Here is a 20265-nt window from a genome sequence, read left to right as displayed (position 1 = left end):
AATAGAAAAACTTAGTTTTTGCTTATACTATTATCCACAAACTATTTATACTTTCTGATCGTATAAAAAAAGCTTGATGAGATAAAAATCATCAAGCTGTTTCAGTAGAATATTGCTTAAGGAAAACGCGGGAATTGCTTAAAGTCTGGAGAACGCTTTTCTTTAAATGCGTCACGACCTTCTTTTGCTTCATCAGTCGTATAATAAAGTAACGTTGCATCCCCTGCAAATTGTTGAATACCAGCCAGTCCATCTGTATCAGCATTAAAGGCTGCTTTTAAGAAACGAATAGCTGTTGGGCTTTTTTCTAATATTTCCTCACACCATTTTACTGTTTCTTCTTCTAATTGCTCTAGAGGAACGACTGTATTAACTAGTCCCATATCCATTGCTTCTTGTGCATTGTATTGTCTGCATAGGTACCAAATTTCACGAGCCTTTTTATGTCCTACAATTCGTGCAAGATATCCTGAACCATATCCAGCATCAAAGCTTCCCACTTTAGGGCCTGTTTGTCCGAACACAGCATTGTCAGCTGCAATTGTTAAGTCACAGACAATATGGAGTACATGTCCGCCACCGATTGCATAACCTGCTACCATCGCAATAACCGGTTTTGGAATCACACGGATTAAACGTTGTAAATCAAGAACATTTAAGCGTGGAATTTGGTCATCACCAACATAACCGCCATGTCCGCGGACTTTCTGATCTCCACCAGAACAGAACGCTTTTCCACCTTCACCTGTTAAAATAATAACCCCTACATTTTCGTCATCACGTGCATATGCAAACGCATCAATTAATTCCATAACTGTTTTTGGAGTAAATGCATTATGTACATGTGGACGATTAATTGAGATTTTTGCAATTCCATTATATGTTTGATAGATAATTTCTTCATACTTACGTTCTGTCACCCATTCAATTGCCATGTTTATAGCCTCCTAGTTTAAAGATTTGTCCTCATTTAAGAACTCAATTACTATTTTACCAAAAATTCGCGGTTGTTCTACATGAATTGCATGTCCCGCTTGATTAATTTCCTTTAAAACGGAAAATGGAAATCTTTCATGCATTCTTTTAGCTATCTCACAAAACTTTTGATCCAATTCACCACAGAGAAGTAATACTGATATATGGAGATTTGGCAATTCATCCCACCATGATGGTTGAGAGCCTGTCCCCATGCCAAGAAGACTATTGGATAAGCCTATCTCAGTATTTAATAAACGCTGTTCTCTTAACTTGTTTTTTTGCGAATCTGACATCATCATTTGCGAGGAAAAAAGGGGGATTTTCTCCCACTTATCAACAAAGCGGGAAATTCCTCCTCTTACTATTTCTTCTGCAAGAGCTTGATCAGATTTGATACGGTGATTTCTTTCTTCACAAGTGTACAATCCCGGTGAACTGCTTTCTAATACAAGTTTTTTGACACGATGAGGGTATAATGCAGCAAGAGACAAAGCTAATCTTCCTCCCATAGAATACCCCACAATATGTGCTTTATCGATAGTCAAACGATTAAAAATCTCTATGATATCCTCAACTACTTCTTCCATTTTATATCTTGACGGATCGGATGGATGATCTGTTTTTCCATGTCCCAGGATATCAATAAAGATTAATTGATAATTACGAAAGTCATTTATGAGGTGTCGCCAGCTCAAAGAAGAACCTGTAAAGCCATGTAAAAAAACTAGCGGCTCTCCCTTCCCCTCAATTTCAACATGATAAGAAACATCTCTTATTTTCATTGTTTCAACACTTTTCTTATTTCCTGGGAAACATGATCTAACAATTCCCGATGAATATTGACACGTGTAGTGCGATTTGTCTCGATTTCAATCACCTTCAGGCCTTTATTTAACCATTTATCTTGAAAATAAGTATGTAGTTCATCCCAGCTATTAATTTTTTCATGCTCCCCTTGATACATTTCAACTACTTTAGAAAAATCGATGCCAATGGGTGTTCCATATAATGTTTCAAAATGCTTTTCTTCTTTTGATTGAGGAAGAAAAGAGAAAATTCCTCCACCATCATTGTTTACCAATATAATCGTTAAATCAAGATTGTTCATCTTGGCGGCCAGTAAACCATTGAAATCATGAAAGAATGATAAATCTCCTATTAAAAGAAAAGCAGGTTCTGTTGAATCAGCACTAATACCTAAGGCTGTAGATACAACACCATCAATTCCATTTGCTCCCCTGTTTGCGAAAATGCTTATTTCTTTATCCGTATTCCTAAAAAATGTATCAACATCCCGAATTGGCATACTACTCCCAACAACTAAACGACTACCATCAGGAAGAATATGCTGAAGCTCCCTTACAATCTTTCCTTCAAATAGGTCATTGATATGCCCAAGCTCATGCTCAATCATATCTTGAAAAATAGTATTGGAAAGAATCCAGTCATCATAGAATTGATTTGAAACACATTCTTCTAAGGTCTCAGATAAATCCTGACAGAATTTAGTATGATTGCAAACAATCATATGGGCTGCATTTAATGTAGGATCACGATATTCCTCACTTGGATCAACAATAATCTGTGTGATATCTGGATAATTTTTCAGCATTAGCATCAATGGCTTGGAAACAGGCATAGGACCAAAACGAATAATAAGATCAGGCTTAAGAATATTGATCATTTCCGGATCTTTCAAAATAGAATCATATCCCTCAATTATTCCCTGTTTATCACTTTTTCCAGATCGTAATTGAGAGAGAGGATCCGCCAAGATAGGGTATTTCAACTTACCGGACAATTCCATAACAGCTGTAATGAATTCAGGATCATTTTGTTCTCCACAAATGATAAGTCCCTTTGCTATACCCTTCATGATATCTGCAATAACCTTTATTTGATCTTTTGCTAGTTGTGGTAAACCTTGTATTGTATGTAAATAACTTGGTCTGTCATCTTCTGCTTCCCACAGATTTGCCAGACTTAAATTCGGAATTAACGGTTCTCTAAATGGAAAATTGAGATGCACAACACCTGCAGGATGTGATGCGGAAATAGCAAATGCTCTTCCAGCTATCGTTCTGACATATCGATACATCCCAACTTCTTCTTCAGGCAATGCGACATCAACAAACCATTTTGGGTAATTACCGTACATTTGAACCTGATCAATCGCTTGAGGAGCCCCTACGTCGCGTAATTCATGCGGTCTATCAGCTGTTAAAACAATTAAGGGAACTCTTGCGTAACGGGCTTCAACAATAGCCGGATAGTAGTTAGCCGCTGCCGTTCCAGATGTGCAAACAAGCACAACAGGCTTTTTCTTTTCCTTAGCTAGACCAAGAGCAAAAAAACCTGCTGATCTTTCATCGATATTCATGTAACAAGAAAGTTTAGGATGCTCTGCCATTAACATGGCTAATGGAGTAGAGCGAGAACCAGGGCTAATCACTGCCTTATTAACTCCTAAGCGTGTTAATTCATCAACAAAACTAGCGACAAATCTTGTTAGGGAATCACTAGTCTTCATTCACAACTCCTCCTAGTGCAGACATCATAGGTTTTAGTTTTATTTTTGTCTCAAGATACTCCGATTTGGGATCCGACTCTTCAACAATCCCACATCCGGCAAAAAGGGCTGCATTTTGTCCCTCCAACAATCCAGATCTAAGAGCAACAACAAATTCACCATTGTCTTCATGATCAATCCAACCTAATGGACCGGCATACCAGCCACGATGCATCGGCTCTAATTCCCTAATCTTTTCAATAGCCTTCCATTTTGGGAACCCTCCTAATGCCGGAGTTGGATGAAGTTTCTCTACCATAGATAGGAAAGAGAAACCTTCTCTTGCATAGCCCTTAACAGGAGTAAAAAGATGCTGGATATTTTTCGATTTAAATAAAGCAGGTGACTTTGGCGTGATAACGTCAAAGCAGCAACTTTCTATAGCTGATTTTATCATTTTTACAACGATCGCATGCTCCAGTAAGTTTTTATCATCATGTATTAATTGCTGTCCTAAATCATGATCCTCTTGTTCTGTTTTTCCTCTTTTGATTGATCCTGCCAGACAAGTCGAGAGAACTTCATTGTCTTTCTTTTTAATTAATCTTTCAGGTGTTGCTCCGACAAAATGTTGAGGTCCGTTTTCAAACTCAAAAATATAACTGGTTGGCTGTTCTTGTTGTAAGTTGTAGATAACTTGATACGGGTTAATTTTGTCTGAAAACTTGAGGTGAACCTCGCGTGCGAGCACAACTTTATCCATTTCTTTTGACTTTATATGGTTTGTTGCCTTTTGAACGGCTTTTAGCCACTCCGATGTTTTATATTCAATAGTTGAGAATTCGTTACCTTTTTCACAATCTAATTGATAAGGAAGAGCCGAACCAAATTCAAATGAACGTTCAAAATGTTTAAGACACATCGTTAGTTCATCATGAGGTGTGACTAGTTTATTTATCGTTATATAGCTTTTCTGATCAATGACAGAAAGCATATGTTTAGGTAACACAAACTTTGATTCTGAGAAATGATTCCATAGTAGACTTTTTTCTTTAAGTGGATCAAATGAAAAACCGCCAAATAAGATAGGTCCTATACCTACTTGATTTGATTCATTCGATATAACGACTTTTTTAAAGCGCTTCCATTCATTTTCTATATCCTGAAAACGTTCTTTATTTGTCAGATTATTTTCAATAATCAATTCATTCCCTAATCCTACCATTGTAAAATCACGATTAGGCGTTGACCAAAAATATCGCTCTCCAAGGAAAAGATCTTCACCGGAAGCAAAGAAATGAAGGGGGTCCATTGCGTCCACTTCTTTAATGCAGCTAACGATTACTGATTGTTTCGTTCGCTTTGCATCTTCCAATGCCTGTTGAATGAATTCTTTTAATGTATGGTCCAAAGTAGTTATCAATCTTATCCCCCCGACACCAAAAATTGCTTATATTAAGATACACCTAGCTAGAAGGTGTGTCAATAGGTTAAACTTGTCCTAACCTTATTATATATCTTGATGTACAAGATTAAAATGAAAACGTCTTAGATAAGCATTCATTTTATAGGTACAACTGGTAAAATAAGGATCCTTGTTATTTTTTGAGGATTTCTTGATGAAATTTTTTACAATCATGTTTTTCTTCTTACTGTTCATAATAGGTATAGAACTATTTCATCAAGGAAGGAGCGTGGATGGTATGCTAAGTTCACAACAAGTAGAAACCTTCCGTTCACAGCTTACGCAAATGAAAAAGGAAATTGACGAGCGTTTTGAAATGAATGGACATTTTGGGTTAGAAGAAGGTCATTTTCATGAATCCGTTGGTGAACTATCCAGTTATGATAATCATCCAGGTGATGAGGGAACAGAACTATATGAGCGAGAAAAAGATATCGCATTAAATGAACATACGGAAGAAGAAAAATTAGACATTGAACGAGCGTTACAGAAGATTGAAGATGGAACATATGGAAAATGTGAAGTATGTGGAAATGAGATACCTCTGGAACGCCTTGATGCCATACCAACAGCCACTACTTGTAAAGAGCATGCACCTGAACAAATTGTTTCTCATAACCGTCCAATTGAGGAAGGAGTTTTAATGCCTCCCTTTGGAAAATTTGATTATGATGATCAAGATGAAAATGTGGCATTTGATGCAGAAGACGCCTATCAAATTGTAAACAGCTATGGCTCTTCGGAAACACCATCAGATTTTAATGATCCACAAGATCATTATAATGATGTCTACATGGAATCAAATGATCCTGATGGATATGTTGAGGATTACGAAAACTTTATTGGAACTGATATTGAAGGAAAAGAAATTACGATCTATCCATCCAATCAACATCAGCAATATGAAGATATGTTAGATGAAGAAGGTCTAATGACCAGTTTTGGAGATCTTCCTCCTTATGAGAAGGACCCATATACTGAAGAAGAGATATAGACAATAATACCAGTAAATCAAGAGAACAGAAATTGTTCTCTTTTTTGTATTCCAAACCATTTCAATATTCATGTAACATTTCCTTCCCGATCACTTGCATTTTTTTCTATTCTTTTATCTTAAATATTGAAATTTCAGAATAAATAGATATATAATGCCTTAAGGAGGATTGATCATATGCATCTATTAGAAAAAATCAGTAAAACAGCAGGAAATACATTCGCCATTTGGGTCATTCTTTTCGCTGTGTTGGCCTTTTTTATTCCAGGAGGATTTACATGGATCGCTCCACACATATCTTTACTACTCGGAATTATCATGTTTGGAATGGGCCTGACATTATCATTAAATGATTTCAAAGCCGTTTTTCAAGCACCTAAAAGCGTAATAATTGGAGTGTTAGCTCAGTTCACTATCATGCCTTTATTAGCATTTTTATTAGCAACAATTTTCCAGTTACCACCTGAAGTGGCTGTTGGGGTAATATTAGTAGGATGTTGTCCTGGTGGAACTGCTTCAAATGTTATGACATTTTTAGCAAAAGGAAATACAGCATTGTCAGTTGCTGTTACATCTATTTCAACCTTACTTGCTCCTATTTTAACACCTGCTCTAACTTTATTATTTGCAAGTAAGTGGCTACCTGTATCAGCTGGCTCGCTATTTTTATCTATTGTTCAAATTGTACTTGTTCCAATCATTTTAGGAATTATCGTTAATTTATTATTTAAAAAGCAAGTTGAAAAAAGTATTTCAGTTTTACCACTTATCTCCGTTATTGGGATTGTTGCAGTTGCCTCAGCAGTTGTAGCAGTGAATTCAGCCAAGATTGCTGAAACAGGTTTATTAATCTTCTCCATCGTTGTATTACACAATGGATTGGGTTTACTAATAGGTTTCCTATTAGCAAAAGTATTAAAATTAAATTTGGCTGATCAAAAAGCTATCTCAATTGAAGTAGGAATGCAAAACTCAGGTCTTGGTGCAGCTTTAGCAGTTGCTCATTTCTCACCTCTTTCGGCAGTTCCTAGCGCCATCTTCAGTGTGTGGCATAATATTTCAGGACCACTCCTCGCTACATGGTGGGGAAAAAGAACCACTAAAGGCAATTCGGAAAATAAAGACTCTTCGTTTAAAGCATAGTATTGAAAGGGGCATTCTTGCTCCTTTTTATTTTTGTATCTTCCAATATTTTCTTAACCTAGTAAAATAGAAGATGAATCAAAAAATATACTGTTCTTTACATATGGAGGGAATTCTAGTGAACGCTCATGAAATTGATTATGTATTGCATGGCGATGATATGCAGTGTGTTGAAATCGAATTAGATCCAAACGAAAGTGTTGTTGCTGAAGCCGGCGGAATGATGATGATGGAAAATGGCATTGACATGGAAACCATTTTTGGAGATGGAGATAATGGCCAAAAAGGCTTTTTAGGTAAGCTGGTTGGTGCCGGTAAACGAGTTCTTACAGGTGAGAGTCTGTTTATGACTGTGTTCACAAACAAAGGAGTGGGCAAAAAAAGAGTTTCGTTTGCAGCACCATACCCAGGAAAAATTATTCCTGTTGATTTAAGTGAAATGGGTGGAAAAGTCATTTGTCAAAAAGACTCCTTCCTATGTGCAGCAAAAGGTGTTTCTATTGGAATAGACTTCCAAAAAAAGCTGGGTACGGGGTTCTTTGGTGGAGAAGGCTTCATCATGCAAAAACTTGAGGGTGATGGCTTAGCATTTTTGCATGCAGGTGGTACAATTATACGCCGTGACCTGCAACCTGGTGAAAAATTACGAATTGATACAGGTTGTTTAGTAGCGCTCACAAAGGAAATTGACTATAATATCGAATTTGTAGGAAAAGTAAAGACTGCCTTTTTTGGTGGAGAAGGGTTGTTTTTTGCAACTGTTCAAGGTCCTGGGACTGTTTGGATTCAAACGCTACCATTCAGTCGACTTGCTGATCGTGTTATCGCAAGTGCACCTTCTGCTGGTGGCGGAGATTCACGTGGTGAAGGCAGCATTCTTGGAGGATTAGGCCGCTTATTAGATGGGGATTGATCGGAAAAGCGTTGGAGCTGGACACCAACACTAAGTACAGGATTTATACTTACTTACCTGATAATAACATGCAAAAAGGTGCTGACCAGCAGCACCTTTTTTTCGTTTAGAAACCATAAAATTCTTTGAACTGTGGATAAGCGCGCGACATCCAGCTCCAGCACCTAGCCCCTCGAGGTCATAAGACGCAAATGAATTGAAGACAAAGAACGTCTTCTATTCATTTGCGTCTTATGCTTGTCGGGCCTGATCAAGGCGCTTGCGCTTTTGTTCTTACATTTTTACTCCGATAGACTCGATGTTCCAAATACCGTCAGCATAATTTTGAATTGTCCGGTCACTCGAGAAAAAGCCTGAGTGCGCTACATTAATAAGTGCCTGTTCAAGCCATTTTCCTCTATCTTGATAGGCCATACCAACCTTTTCCTGAATATCTATATATGAAGCAAAATCACGTAATACAAAGTATTGATCATTTTGCACAAGTAAGGAATCTGCGATTGCTTCAAATTCTCCTTCATCCTCAGAAAAGAAACCATTCGTTAATTGATCAATTACCTGCCTAATTCGTAAATCATGATGGTAATATTCCATTGAACGATATCGCCCATTTTCTTCATATTTGAGTACTTCAGGGGCTGTTAATCCAAATGTAAAGATATTACCTTCCCCGATTTCCTCCATGATTTCAATATTTGCACCATCCAATGTTCCGACAGTTAAAGCCCCGTTCATCATGAACTTCATATTTCCTGTTCCTGAAGCTTCCTTACTAGCAGTTGATATTTGCTCACTCACATCTGCCGCCGGAAAAATATCTTCAGCAAGAGAAACACGATAATTCTCCATAAACACTACTTTAATAGTCTGCGAGACTCTCGGATCATTATTCACTTTTTCTGCCAGTGAGTGAATAAGCTTAATAATTTTCTTTGCATAATAGTACGTAGGTGAAGCCTTGGCTCCAAAAATAAACGTGCGAGGTTGAATTGAATAATTTGCATCCTCTTTTAGGCGGTTATATAAATACATAATATGCAAAACATTTAGGAGCTGCCTTTTATAAGCATGAAGCCTCTTAACCTGAACATCAAAAATAGAATCAATATCAACTTGAATTCCGTTTTTATCAGCTATTTTTTTCGCAAGGATTTCTTTGCGCTTTCTTTTCACCTGTGCAAATCGTTCCTTTAGTTCAGGATGATAGACATGTCTTTTTAAATCTATTAATTTCTCAGGTTGTTTTATCCAATCCTCACCAATTGTATCGTTTATTAATGATGTTAGCTCAGGGTTTGCCTTTAGCAGCCATCTACGGTGAGTAATTCCATTCGTTTTATTGTTAAACTTTGTGGGATATACCTCATAAAATGATTTCATTTCTCTGTTTTTCAGAATGTCAGAATGGATTTTTGCTACACCATTGATACTGTTACTTCCAACTATAGCAAGATGTGCCATCTTCACTAATCCATGTGCAATGATGGCCATATGTTCAATCCGCTCCCACTCTCCTGGATAGCGATCCCAGAGCTCAGCACAAAATCTTTCATTTATTTCTTCAATGATCATATAAATTCTCGGCAGCAATGGTTTAAATAAATAAATGGGCCATTTTTCTAATGCTTCTGCCAAAATTGTATGATTAGTATATGATACTGTGTTAGTAGTGATATGCCAGGCATCTTCCCATGTTAAACCTTCTTGGTCCATAAGAATTCTCATTAACTCAGGGACCGCCATAGCCGGATGAGTATCATTAATATGAATGGCTACATAATGATGAAGGTCTCGAATATTTGAGTTTTCTTTTTTATAAGACTTAATGATACTTTGAAGACTTGAAGAAACAAGAAAATACTGTTGTTTTAAACGAAGTATCTTTCCTTCATCATGAGTATCATCCGGATATAAAAAGTCGGTAATCGCCTCTGTTTCACGCTTGTATGATAAGACATCCTGATTTGGTCCGAAAGAAGCCGGTTCAGCATTCCAAAGTCTTAATGTATTCACTGTGTCGACTCTATACCCTACAACAGGCATATCATACGGAACTGCTAAAACTTTTTGATCTGCAACATGCCTAAAGGAAAGTGTCCCATCATCAACAACAGTCTCAATACTTCCCCAGAAGGATATTTCAACTGCCTCATCAGGTTTTCTCACTTCCCATACATTCCCATGTCTTAACCATTGTTCTGGCAGCTCAACCTGATAACCATCAACAATTTTTTGATCGAATAGACCATGCTTATAACGGATTCCATATCCATGACCAGGAAGATTTAATGTTGCGAGAGAATCCAGGAAACATGCTGCAAGCCTTCCCAAGCCACCATTTCCAAGTGCTGGATCTGATTCACATTCTTCAATTTCCTTTAAGCTAATGTTTAGCTCATTTAATCCTTCTTCTACTATTTCTTTTATTCCTAGATTTAAAAGATTTTGACCTAATAAACGTCCTAATAAAAATTCAATTGATAAGTAATACACTTGTTTTTTGTTTTCTGATCGATACAATTCATTTGTTTCAATCCATTTTGAACTAATGTATTCTCTTACCATATTTCCTAATGTATGGTATTGATCACGCTTTGTTGCTTCTTCAAAACCTTTGCCGCACATGCTTTCAAGCCTTTTTAGAAAATTGTCTTTAAAGCTGTCTTTACTAGAGAACATGACTTTCACTCCTAGTCATTAAACCAGCATAAAGCTGGTCATACTTTAATGCAGATTTTCCCCAACTATAATCCTGTGTCATGGCTGTCTTGACAATACTTTTCCATACTTCCTCTTGTTGGTAGAATTCAATAGCTCTATTAATGGTGAAGAGCATATCATGTGCATTAAAATTCCTAAATGTAAACCCATTTCCTTCTCCACTATCTTCCCTATATGAGGCCACAGTATCATTTAAGCCACCAGTTTCTCTAACGATTGGAATTGTTCCGTACCTTAAGGCAATTAATTGCCCTAACCCACATGGCTCAAATTTTGACGGCATGAGAAAAAGGTCAGAGCCTGCATATATTTGGTGTGCAAGCACTTCATCAAAACCTATGTATGCCTTAAACTTAGATGGGTATACCCATTCCATATGTCTGAAATAATCCTCAAAAGCCTTTTCACCGGTTCCAAGAACGATAACTTGAACATCCTGACTTAGCACTTCGTCAAGTACACGCTTGACTAAATCAAGGCCCTTTTGCTTCGTTAATCTTGTCACCATTGAAATAATTGGTGTTGATTCATTTTCTGGTAACCCCAATCTTTCTTGAAGTGCTAATTTATTTTTCATTTTTTCACTTAAAGTGTCTACACTATAACGCACTGTAATATTTTGATCAGTCTCAGGGTTGTATAATATATCATCTATTCCATTTACAATTCCCAATAATTTCTCATGATGAGATCGCAATAGTCCATCCAAATTTTCTCCGTAATAAGCCGTTTGTATTTCATCTTTATATGTTGGACTAACAGTCGTAATGAAGTCTGCTGAATGAATGGCACCTTTCATAAAACTAATATTTCCATGAAACTCTAAATCATAAAAATGCTCATCTCCCAAGTTCAAGAGTTCACCAAGTACACTATACGGAAATACACCTTGAAATTGAAGATTATGGATCGTAAATATGGTTTTAATATCTCTATACAATTCTTGCTCAAGATAATCTACTTTTAACAGATAACTAATCATGCCCGTGTGCCAGTCGTGTGAATGGATGATATCCGGCTTGAAATCAATCACCTTCAAAGCTTCTAAGACACCACGACAAAAAAATGAAAAACGTTCAGCATCATCATAGTGGCCATATAATGAATCACGATAAAAATAATATTCATGATCTAAAAAATAATACGTAATTCCTTCATATTCCAAGGTTTCAATTCCACAATATTGCTGTCTCCAACCAACTGGAACCTCTAATTCCTCTACTTTTGTCATGGCATCTCTATATGTTTCTGATATTAAACTATATTTAGGTAAAATAACTCTTACATCATTGCCTAGCTTTACTAATTCCTTTGGCAATGCACCTGCAACATCAGCTAATCCTCCTGATTTTACAAACGGTACACATTCTGATACAGCAAATAATACGTTCACGAGTTCATCATCGCTCCTTGAGTGGTTCTTTTTCTTAAAATTGTCGGGGCATTAGTCGTACCTGTTATATTTGAATAATCCAGAATCTTTACGTCTTTATCTGTAATGATATTTTCTAAGAAACAATCATTCCCAATCTGTGTCTTCTGCATAATCACACTATTCTTAACAACTGTATCTTTTCCAATATGGACACCTCTAAAAATAATACTGTTTTCGACATGTCCTTCTATTCTGCAACCATTGGCAATCAATGAATTTTTAACCATGGCATCTTTACCATATTTAGTTGGTGGCTCATCTTTTGCTTTCGTTAAAATCGGACGGTTCTTCGTAAAAATTTCATTCCAAATTGTTGGGTTTAGCATATCCATACTATGTTTATAGTAATTTTCCATTGAGTCAATAACCGCTGCATATCCCTGGAATTCATAATCACAAATTGTCCAATGATGATGATTTTCTTCTATTACTTCAGCTAGTGTTTTACACCCTGTTTTTTCTTTATCATGAATAAGATCAATAAGAAGTCTTGTTGACATAATATACATTTGCAAGGGCTTACCATCTTTACGTACCTCAGTAATGTCACATCCGTTATTGAGATGTCGCTTTAATACATTTTGGAAGTCAATGTTACAAACCGTATAGCTGTTTGTTATGACCGCATATTCCTGTGTGCTTCTTAAAAAGAAATCAATATGATCTGAGAATTGTCGAAATGATCCGAATTCATCATACTCGTTGTGGAGATGTGGTGATGGGAAGAAAAATAATCCATCTTTCTTTCGATTAAGATCCCACTGTTTACCAGACCCTAGATGATCCATCAATGAACGGTAAGAATATTTCGGAAAGATTGCAACACTCTCAATCTCAGAATTCACCATATTTGAGAGGACAAAATCAATTAGCCTATATCTGCTTGCAAAAGGTACTGCTGCTAATGAACGATGGTTGGTTAAATCTTCAATTTCCGGTTTATGTGCTGTAGCATCAATAATTCCCAATAATCTGTTACTCATATCAAAAACTCCCCTTTGTAGAAATAGGTTTGCTTATCCTTCATGCTAGGTATTAATAATATAGATAAAGACAAGATACGATAATAATTAAAAAGCTCCCTATTCCAAACTATTTTGTCATAATCTCTTAGTTTACTTTGTCCTCTACCATCGCTTTGATTTCTTCTATAATATCTTCTGTTACTAATAGAATTTCATCTGAGTTCGTATCAGGGCAAATAACCGTTCCATTTGGTATTTCAATGCCGCTAGGTACAATTGCGTTTTCAATAAAGACATTTTCACCGATTACACAATCCGGCATGAGTACAGAATTCTTTACTACTGTATTTTTACCAACAGTAACACCTTGGAATAAGACAGAATGATTAACATTTCCCATAATGACACAACCATCGTTTACAAACGAATCTGTTACTACTGCATCTTCTGCGATAAACTGTGGTGGATGGTTTGAATTAACTGTGTATATCTTCCAATCGCGGTCAAATATATTTAACTCTGAATCATCATTTAGCAAATCCATATTAGCTTCCCATAAGCTTTTAACAGTGCCTACATCCTTCCAATACCCTTTAAAAGGATAGGCAATGACATTGCGCTTTTCATCTAGCAACAGCGGAATAATATCTTTTCCAAAATCATGACTTGAATATTGATTTCGTTCGTCCATCTCTAAGTATTCTTTTAAAATAGACCATTTAAAAATATAGATACCCATAGACGCTAAATTACTTTTTGGGTTAGCTGGCTTTTCATCAAATTCAACTACTTGCATTTTTTCATTTGTATTCATAATGCCAAAACGACTCGCCTCTTCCCATGGAACCTCTATTACGGAAATTGACGCATCCGCATTTTTTTCAATATGATAGTCCAGCATTTTTGAATAATCCATTTTATAAATGTGATCCCCTGACAAGATTAATACATATTCAGGATCATATTGTTTGATATAGTTTATATTTTGATAGATTGCACTGGCAGTACCTTTATACCATTTCATTTCTGAGGATTCAGAATAAGGAGGCAGAACTGTTACTCCACCATTCTTTCTGTCTAAGTCCCATACACTGCCAATCCCTATATATGAATTCAAAACCAGCGGTTGATACTGTGTTAAGACACCAACAGTATCAATGCTAGAATTTGTACAATTACTTAAGGTAAAATCGATAATTCTATATTTTCCTCCGAATGGAACAGCAGGCTTTGCTAGATTTTTTGTTAATGAGCTTAATCGGCTCCCCTTACCCCCTGCTAGTAACATTGCGACGCACTGTTTTTTTCCCATGTTTATTCTCCCCTCTTTTTTTGACTGCACGTAGAATGACTGCTCCATATGGTGGAATTGTCATGGAAATATGATAAGGTCTTCCATGAAACTCTCCTTCTACTGCTTTTATATTTTTTGGATTCGTTTGGCCAGAGCCTCCAAACTGCATTTCATCACTATTCATGATCTCTACATACTCTGTATCTACTGGGACTCCAACTTTGTAATCATGATAAACAACCGGCTTAAAATTCAATACCACGACAAGTAATTCATTTTCTTTGCTACTTTTCCGAACAAAAGAAAAAATACTTTGTTCCCGGTTATTTACATCAATCCACTCGAATCCTTCATCTGAATGATCTAATTCAAAGAGCGGCTTTTGTTTTGAATAGATAGAAAGAAGTTGCTTAAAATAGACTCTCATTTTATTGTGCATTTCATAATCTTCCAACACCCAATCTAGTTGCTCTAAGTCTTTCCACTCATCATACTGACCAAACTCACCTCCCATAAATAATAGTTTTTTACCTGGATGTGTAAACATAAATCCATATAGGAGCCTCAATTGGGCAAACTTCTGCCAATAATCACCCGGCATTTTATTCAATAAAGATTTTTTTCCATGGACAACTTCGTCATGGGAAAAAGGTAAAATGAAGTTTTCAGAAAAAGCATAAATAAGGGAGAATGTTACTTTATGGTGGAGTTCATTTCTACTCTCTGGAGAGGCCTCCATATAAGATAAAATGTCATTCATCCAACCCATATTCCATTTGTAGTTAAAGCCAAGACCACCAGACGAGGTAGGAGCGGTAACCATTGGCCAATCAGTTGAATCCTCAGCAATCATTAAAATATCCGGATCTTTAATAAATACTGCTTCATTTAATTTCTTTAAAAAAGAAATGGCATAAGGATTTTCCACTAATTCATTAGAATTTGGCCAATACAACATATTTGCAACAGCATCAACTCTAAAACCGTCAACATGGAAGTACTCAATCCAAAACAACGCATTTGAGATTAGGAAGCTTTGCACCTCAGTTTTTCCCAGATCAAAATTTGCAGTACCCCATATGTAATTTTCACGATCATGTTCATTTGCATATTCATATGTTGGTTGCCCATCAAACATATAAAGTCCATGAGCATCTTTACAAAAATGTCCTGGAACCCAATCAATAATGACACCTATATTTTCTTCATGACAGGCATTAATAAAATGCATAAGATCCTTTGGTTTTCCAAAACGACTTGTTGCTGAAAAATAACCTGTACCCTGATAACCCCAAGAGCGATCATATGGATGCTCAATGATTGGAAGAAGTTCAATGTGTGTAAAACCATGTTCCAATACGTATGGTATAAGCATTTCAGATAATTCCTGATAACTGTATAACTCTTTCTCATCGTTTAACTTCCAAGAACCTAAATGAACTTCGTATATGGCTAAAGGCCGATCATACGGTTGCCTTTGCCGTTTCCTTCTCTTCCATTTTTGATCTGTCCAATTAAATCCTGTTAAATCAGCTACAACTGAGGCTGTGTTCGGTCTTACTTCAGATTGAAAGGCATATGGATCAGCCTTTAATAAAGTTTCGTCACTAGAAGTAATAATTTCATATTTATAAATCTCGCCTTCTTCTATTCCTTCAATAAATAAGTTCCAAATTCCCTCCTCACTCATCTTTTTCATTTGATGATTGTTCCTATCCCAGTTGTTAAAATTGCCTACTACACTAACTTGTTTTGCATGTGGAGCCCAAACACAAAAGGAAGTACCTTTCTTACCATTTTGCTCTGTAAGATGTGCTCCAAATACTCGAAAACTTTCAAAAAACTGTCCCTCATGAAATAAATGAATATCGTAGTCTGTTAGAGACGTGACGGTCACTGAAGTCACCCTTTCACTTATTATTATCTATGCTAAAGATTCAATACTTACAAATGAATCCCTTTATTGAAAACGTTCTTTTTTCCGACATAAACCAACACGAACTCATGATAAAATTTTTTTTATTATTCTTTTAAAATTTAAGAGAAATTTTATAGGTTAACATGATTCATGAGGAAAATAGCTGGTATCCCTGTGATAGGAAAAAATTTAATCATTAGATATAATATCCAAATTCCTTACGAAACCGCTTTAATTAAGAAAAACCACCTAAACACATATAGCATATTATTATATAAATAAAATAGTTTTTTCGACTTTTTGTTGGAATTTGTTGAATTTTATTCAGCTGAAATAATGGTGTTTTTCTTAATTTATGAAGGATTTTCCGTGGAGGTAAAGAATAATTCAATTAAAAGTAAAATATTTTAGTAAAGCAATATTAGAGGTTTTACCTATAGTTTTTCTATGAAAGATTATAAATGAAATTTATAGAATAGTAAGTTAAAAGGATAAGTTATACATAGCATGGATGTAGATATAGCGGTGTGTGTTTATAAAGGGATTTACCTTTCTTAGGTGCTGTGGGAATTCGATGGTGATATAAGTTAGGGCATTTGTCTTTTTTAGCAGCAATGAAGGACATTGCGGGTTTATTTAAGATTTGTCTTGCCTTAGGGCCTATTAAGGACATACGAAGGTGTGATTTAAGAGAAATGTCTTTCATATTGGCTATGAAGGACATTTCGGAGGGGAATTCAAGAGAATTTGTCTTTCATAACGCCTATGAAGGACATTTCGGAGGGGAATTCGAGAGAATCTGTCTTTCATAACGCCTATGAAGGACATTCATGTCATTTCCTCAAGAAGATTTGTCTTTCATAAGACATATACATAAAGACCATTACTCACCAATCCCCAAGGTCTGTCTTTCAATTTGTTGTTACCACAAGGGGTACATATAAAACTAAAAACTTCATATTTAGACTTTACATCAAAACAAAAAAACACTGTTTATTAACAGTGTTTTTGAAATGACCCGTACGGGATTCGAACCCGTGTTACCGCCGTGAAAGGGCGGTGTCTTAACCGCTTGACCAACGGGCCTAAGATTTGATTAATCTGGCGGAGAAGGAGGGATTTGAACCCTCGCGCCGCTTACACGACCTACACCCTTAGCAGGGGCGCCTCTTCAGCCACTTGAGTACTTCCCCATATATGGCTCCGCAGGCAGGACTCGAACCTGCGACCGATCGGTTAACAGCCGATAGCTCTACCACTGAGCTACTGCGGAATAGTATAAATGGTGGGCCTAAATGGACTCGAACCATCGACCTCACGCTTATCAGGCGTGCGCTCTAACCAGCTGAGCTATAGGCCCATTTATATTGGAGCGGGTGAAGGGAATCGAACCCTCATCATCAGCTTGGAAGGCTGAGGTTTTACCACTAAACTACACCCGCATATATGGGGCGGCTGATGGGAATCGAACCCACGAATGTCGGAACCACAATCCGATGCGTTAACCACTTCGCCACAACCGCCACTATTTTATTATCATTTATTAAGTGGTGGCTCGGGACGGAATCGAACCGCCGACACATGGATTTTCAGTCCATTGCTCTACCAACTGAGCTACCGAGCCAATATGGTTTACGGCTTCCACTAAGCTTCGAATCTCTTCATCAGCTCCATCACTCACATCCACACGTATGGTCATACGCTGCGGTGCTCGTTTAGTCGCTTCTTCGACCTTCTCACTTATTGAAACCCTCTTACACTAAACTAAGTTAATCCTCAAAAATATTGAAGAAAAATGGCGGTCCGGACGGGACTCGAACCCGCGACCTCCTGCGTGACAGGCAGGCATTCTAACCAACTGAACTACCGGACCAATATTTAAACTTAAAAATATTAATTGACGTTTATTTCTTTCAATTAAATTGGTTGCGGGGACAGGATTTGAACCTGCGACCTTCGGGTTATGAGCCCGACGAGCTACCAGACTGCTCCACCCCGCGATAATATGGAAGTGTAAAATTCACCATTGCTTTTATTTAAAAGCAAAATGGAGGAGGAAAGGGGATTCGAACCCCTGCGGGCTTTGATACCCCTGTCGGTTTTCAAGACCGATCCCTTCAGCCGGACTTGGGTATTCCTCCGTATAAAAAATGGTGGACCTTGTAGGACTCGAACCTACGACCGGACGGTTATGAGCCGTCTGCTCTAACCAGCTGAGCTAAAGGTCCATCTGGTTTATCAAGAATTTTAAAAATGGTAGCGGCGGAGGGAATCGAACCCACGACCTCACGGGTATGAACCGTACGCTCTAGCCAGCTGAGCTACACCGCCATAGTTAATAGTCATAGTTTTTAATTGGTGGAGCCTAGCGGGATCGAACCGCTGACCTCCTGCGTGCAAAGCAGGCGCTCTCCCAGCTGAGCTAAGGCCCCATATTTAATATCTAAATGGTCGGGAAGACAGGATTCGAACCTGCGACCCCTTGGTCCCAAACCAAGTGCTCTACCAAGCTGAGCTACTTCCCGTTTTATTGGATAAGGGATATGTGAGCTCAATATTTCAATCTCACGTCTGACTTCCTGCTAGATAAATTTCAATGGCGCGCCCGAGAGGAGTCGAACCCCTAACCTTTTGATCCGTAGTCAAACGCTCTATCCAATTGAGCTACGGGCGCTAAAGTTCATGGTGCCGAGGACCGGAATCGAACCGGTACGGTAGTCACCTACCGCAGGATTTTAAGTCCTGTGCGTCTGCCAGTTCCGCCACCCCGGCACTTACTGGAGCGGAAGACGGGATTCGAACCCGCGACCCCCACCTTGGCAAGGTGGTGTTCTACCACTGAACTACTTCCGCTTGATATTAATGGTGCGGGTGAAGGGACTTGAACCCCCACGTCACAAGGACACTAGATCCTAAGTCTAGCGCGTCTGCCAATTCCGCCACACCCGCATGGTGTGATAATGGTGAGCCATGAAGGACTCGAACCTTCGACCCTCTGATTAAAAGTCAGATGCTCTACCAACTGAGCTAATGGCTCATTTTATAATGAGATGTGAAAATTTGTTTCTTCTTGTTTTTGACACCCAAATCTCAGGGAGTTTATTCAAGAAGCAGCTCGATTTGTGTGCTGATGTAATGCTACGAAGCTTACTCGATCGTGCTACCAACTGAGCTAATGGCTCATTAATAAATAATAATGAGTGGTGCCGGCGAGAGGACTTGAACCCCCAACCTACTGATTACAAGTCAGTTGCTCTACCAGTTGAGCTACACCGGCTTAGTATTATATTTAAAATATTATGGTGGAGGATGACGGGATCGAACCGCCGACCCCCTGCTTGTAAGGCAGGTGCTCTCCCAGCTGAGCTAATCCTCCAATGTACTTGATTTGCAAGTCCATGTATCGCGACAGATAGTCACGATATTAGCATTACTTCATTAATATAATGTTTTGTAGCAACCTGGCAACGTCCTACTCTCACAGGAGGAAACCTCCAACTACCATCGGCGCTGAAGAGCTTAACTTCCGTGTTCGGCATGGGAACGGGTGTGACCTCTTCGCCATCATCACCAGATAACTGCGACAAGAATGATTATACTATTTTGAAAGAATATTTCAAGTCTTTTTTTAAAAAAACTTTAAATATTCCTTCAAAACTAGATAACGATACACAATTCACTTCACTAAGCTTACGCTTTTATTAGGTTAAGTCCTCGATCGATTAGTATCAGTCAGCTCCACACGTCACCGCGCTTCCACCTCTGACCTATCAACCTGATCATCTTTCAGGGATCTTACTCACTAATGTGATGGGAAATCTCATCTTGAGGGGGGCTTCATGCTTAGATGCTTTCAGCACTTATCCCTTCCGCACATAGCTACCCAGCTATGCCTTTGGCAAGACAACTGGTACACCAGCGGTGCGTCCA

The 20265-nt window shown here is 37.8% G+C and carries 12 protein-coding genes, 21 tRNA genes and 2 rRNA genes; 3 read left to right on the top strand and 32 right to left on the bottom strand.

From position 1 onward, the window contains the following. Window positions 1–116 precede the first annotated feature (116 nt). Genes menB through LC095_RS12130 form a run of 4 tightly spaced genes read right to left on the bottom strand, consistent with a single transcriptional unit; the run spans window position 117 to window position 4910 of the window. Entirely contained in the window at window positions 117–935 is an 819-nt protein-coding gene (gene menB, locus LC095_RS12145) for a 1,4-dihydroxy-2-naphthoyl-CoA synthase (RefSeq protein WP_226528399.1), read from the bottom strand. 12 nt (window positions 936–947) lie between these two features. Then, entirely contained in the window at window positions 948–1760 is an 813-nt protein-coding gene (gene menH, locus LC095_RS12140; RefSeq protein WP_226528398.1) for a 2-succinyl-6-hydroxy-2,4-cyclohexadiene-1-carboxylate synthase, read from the bottom strand. Beyond that, on the bottom strand, window positions 1757–3508 hold the full coding sequence (gene menD, locus LC095_RS12135; RefSeq protein WP_226528397.1) for a 2-succinyl-5-enolpyruvyl-6-hydroxy-3-cyclohexene-1-carboxylic-acid synthase: 1752 nt from the start codon (window positions 3506–3508) through the stop codon (window positions 1757–1759). The genes menH and menD overlap by 4 nt, the downstream gene beginning before the upstream one ends. After that, window positions 3498–4910, bottom strand: coding sequence for an isochorismate synthase MenF (locus tag LC095_RS12130; RefSeq protein WP_226528396.1), 1413 nt, complete (start codon window positions 4908–4910; stop codon window positions 3498–3500). The genes menD and LC095_RS12130 overlap by 11 nt, the downstream gene beginning before the upstream one ends. Window positions 4911–5190: 280 nt before the next feature. Here LC095_RS12130 and LC095_RS12125 point away from each other — a divergent pair, with 280 nt between their 5' ends. From LC095_RS12125 to LC095_RS12115, 3 genes are all read left to right on the top strand, one after another. Beyond that, window positions 5191–5946, top strand: coding sequence for a TraR/DksA C4-type zinc finger protein (locus LC095_RS12125; protein WP_226528395.1), 756 nt, complete (start codon window positions 5191–5193; stop codon window positions 5944–5946). A gap of 177 nt (window positions 5947–6123) precedes the next feature. Next, window positions 6124–7089 (top strand): bile acid:sodium symporter family protein, encoded by a 966-nt coding sequence (locus tag LC095_RS12120; protein ID WP_226528394.1) that lies wholly within the window; start codon window positions 6124–6126, stop codon window positions 7087–7089. Window positions 7090–7207: 118 nt separating this feature from the next. Further along, the gene (locus LC095_RS12115; protein WP_226528393.1) at window positions 7208–8002 is read left to right on the top strand and encodes a TIGR00266 family protein; all 795 of its coding nucleotides are present in this window, start codon (window positions 7208–7210) and stop codon (window positions 8000–8002) included. 273 nt (window positions 8003–8275) lie between these two features. Here LC095_RS12115 and LC095_RS12110 read toward each other — a convergent pair whose 3' ends face one another. From LC095_RS12110 to LC095_RS11975, 28 genes are all read right to left on the bottom strand, one after another. Then, on the bottom strand, window positions 8276–10681 hold the full coding sequence (locus LC095_RS12110) for a glycogen/starch/alpha-glucan phosphorylase (RefSeq protein WP_226528392.1): 2406 nt from the start codon (window positions 10679–10681) through the stop codon (window positions 8276–8278). Then, window positions 10671–12116: a glycogen synthase GlgA gene (gene glgA, locus LC095_RS12105; RefSeq protein WP_226528391.1), complete on the bottom strand. Its 1446-nt coding sequence runs from the start codon at window positions 12114–12116 to the stop codon at window positions 10671–10673. The genes LC095_RS12110 and glgA overlap by 11 nt, the downstream gene beginning before the upstream one ends. After that, window positions 12113–13141, bottom strand: a complete 1029-nt coding sequence (locus LC095_RS12100) for a sugar phosphate nucleotidyltransferase (RefSeq protein WP_226528390.1) — start codon at window positions 13139–13141, stop codon at window positions 12113–12115. The genes glgA and LC095_RS12100 overlap by 4 nt, the downstream gene beginning before the upstream one ends. A 127-nt stretch (window positions 13142–13268) precedes the next feature. Then, window positions 13269–14435 carry a glucose-1-phosphate adenylyltransferase gene (locus LC095_RS12095; protein WP_226528389.1) on the bottom strand — a complete coding sequence of 389 codons (1167 nt, stop codon included), beginning with the start codon at window positions 14433–14435 and terminating at the stop codon, window positions 13269–13271. Then, window positions 14392–16314, bottom strand: a complete 1923-nt coding sequence (gene glgB / locus LC095_RS12090; protein WP_226528388.1) for a 1,4-alpha-glucan branching enzyme — start codon at window positions 16312–16314, stop codon at window positions 14392–14394. The genes LC095_RS12095 and glgB overlap by 44 nt, the downstream gene beginning before the upstream one ends. Before the next feature lie 1035 nt (window positions 16315–17349). Further along, window positions 17350–17421: transfer RNA gene (locus LC095_RS12085), tRNA-Glu, on the bottom strand. Between the two features lie 16 nt (window positions 17422–17437). Continuing rightward, window positions 17438–17528: transfer RNA gene (locus tag LC095_RS12080), tRNA-Ser, on the bottom strand. Window positions 17529–17533: 5 nt separating this feature from the next. Next, window positions 17534–17608: transfer RNA gene (locus tag LC095_RS12075), tRNA-Asn, on the bottom strand. 10 nt (window positions 17609–17618) lie between these two features. Continuing rightward, window positions 17619–17695: transfer RNA gene (locus LC095_RS12070), tRNA-Ile, on the bottom strand. 8 nt (window positions 17696–17703) lie between these two features. Next, window positions 17704–17777, bottom strand: a tRNA-Gly gene (locus tag LC095_RS12065). Window positions 17778–17782: 5 nt separating this feature from the next. Beyond that, a tRNA-His gene (locus LC095_RS12060) sits at window positions 17783–17858 on the bottom strand. Window positions 17859–17883: 25 nt separating this feature from the next. Further along, window positions 17884–17959: transfer RNA gene (locus LC095_RS12055), tRNA-Phe, on the bottom strand. A 172-nt stretch (window positions 17960–18131) separates the two neighbouring features. Beyond that, window positions 18132–18208, bottom strand: a tRNA-Asp gene (locus tag LC095_RS12050). Window positions 18209–18258: 50 nt separating this feature from the next. Continuing rightward, a tRNA-Met gene (locus LC095_RS12045) sits at window positions 18259–18335 on the bottom strand. Window positions 18336–18383: 48 nt separating this feature from the next. Then, a tRNA-Ser gene (locus LC095_RS12040) sits at window positions 18384–18476 on the bottom strand. 10 nt (window positions 18477–18486) lie between these two features. Further along, window positions 18487–18563 (bottom strand) — tRNA-Ile (locus LC095_RS12035). Between the two features lie 26 nt (window positions 18564–18589). Further along, a tRNA-Met gene (locus LC095_RS12030) sits at window positions 18590–18666 on the bottom strand. A 25-nt stretch (window positions 18667–18691) separates the two neighbouring features. Beyond that, window positions 18692–18767, bottom strand: a tRNA-Ala gene (locus LC095_RS12025). A gap of 16 nt (window positions 18768–18783) precedes the next feature. Continuing rightward, window positions 18784–18860, bottom strand: a tRNA-Pro gene (locus LC095_RS12020). Window positions 18861–18932: 72 nt separating this feature from the next. Further along, window positions 18933–19009, bottom strand: a tRNA-Arg gene (locus tag LC095_RS12015). Between the two features lie 9 nt (window positions 19010–19018). Beyond that, window positions 19019–19107 (bottom strand) — tRNA-Leu (locus LC095_RS12010). Between the two features lie 6 nt (window positions 19108–19113). Further along, window positions 19114–19188: transfer RNA gene (locus LC095_RS12005), tRNA-Gly, on the bottom strand. Between the two features lie 10 nt (window positions 19189–19198). Beyond that, a tRNA-Leu gene (locus LC095_RS12000) sits at window positions 19199–19284 on the bottom strand. A 12-nt stretch (window positions 19285–19296) separates the two neighbouring features. Next, window positions 19297–19372: transfer RNA gene (locus tag LC095_RS11995), tRNA-Lys, on the bottom strand. Window positions 19373–19536: 164 nt separating this feature from the next. After that, a tRNA-Thr gene (locus tag LC095_RS11990) sits at window positions 19537–19612 on the bottom strand. 23 nt (window positions 19613–19635) lie between these two features. Next, window positions 19636–19711: transfer RNA gene (locus LC095_RS11985), tRNA-Val, on the bottom strand. A gap of 83 nt (window positions 19712–19794) precedes the next feature. Next, window positions 19795–19910, bottom strand: a 5S ribosomal RNA gene (gene rrf / locus LC095_RS11980). 127 nt (window positions 19911–20037) lie between these two features. Further along, window positions 20038–20265 (bottom strand): 23S ribosomal RNA (locus tag LC095_RS11975); the annotation flags it as partial.

This window comes from Metabacillus niabensis (assembly GCF_020524345.1).
GTDB classification, from domain to species: domain Bacteria; phylum Bacillota; class Bacilli; order Bacillales; family Bacillaceae; genus Metabacillus; species Metabacillus niabensis_B.
Note: the sequence above shows the minus strand (reverse complement) of the source record. Positions and strands in the feature narration are given on the sequence as shown.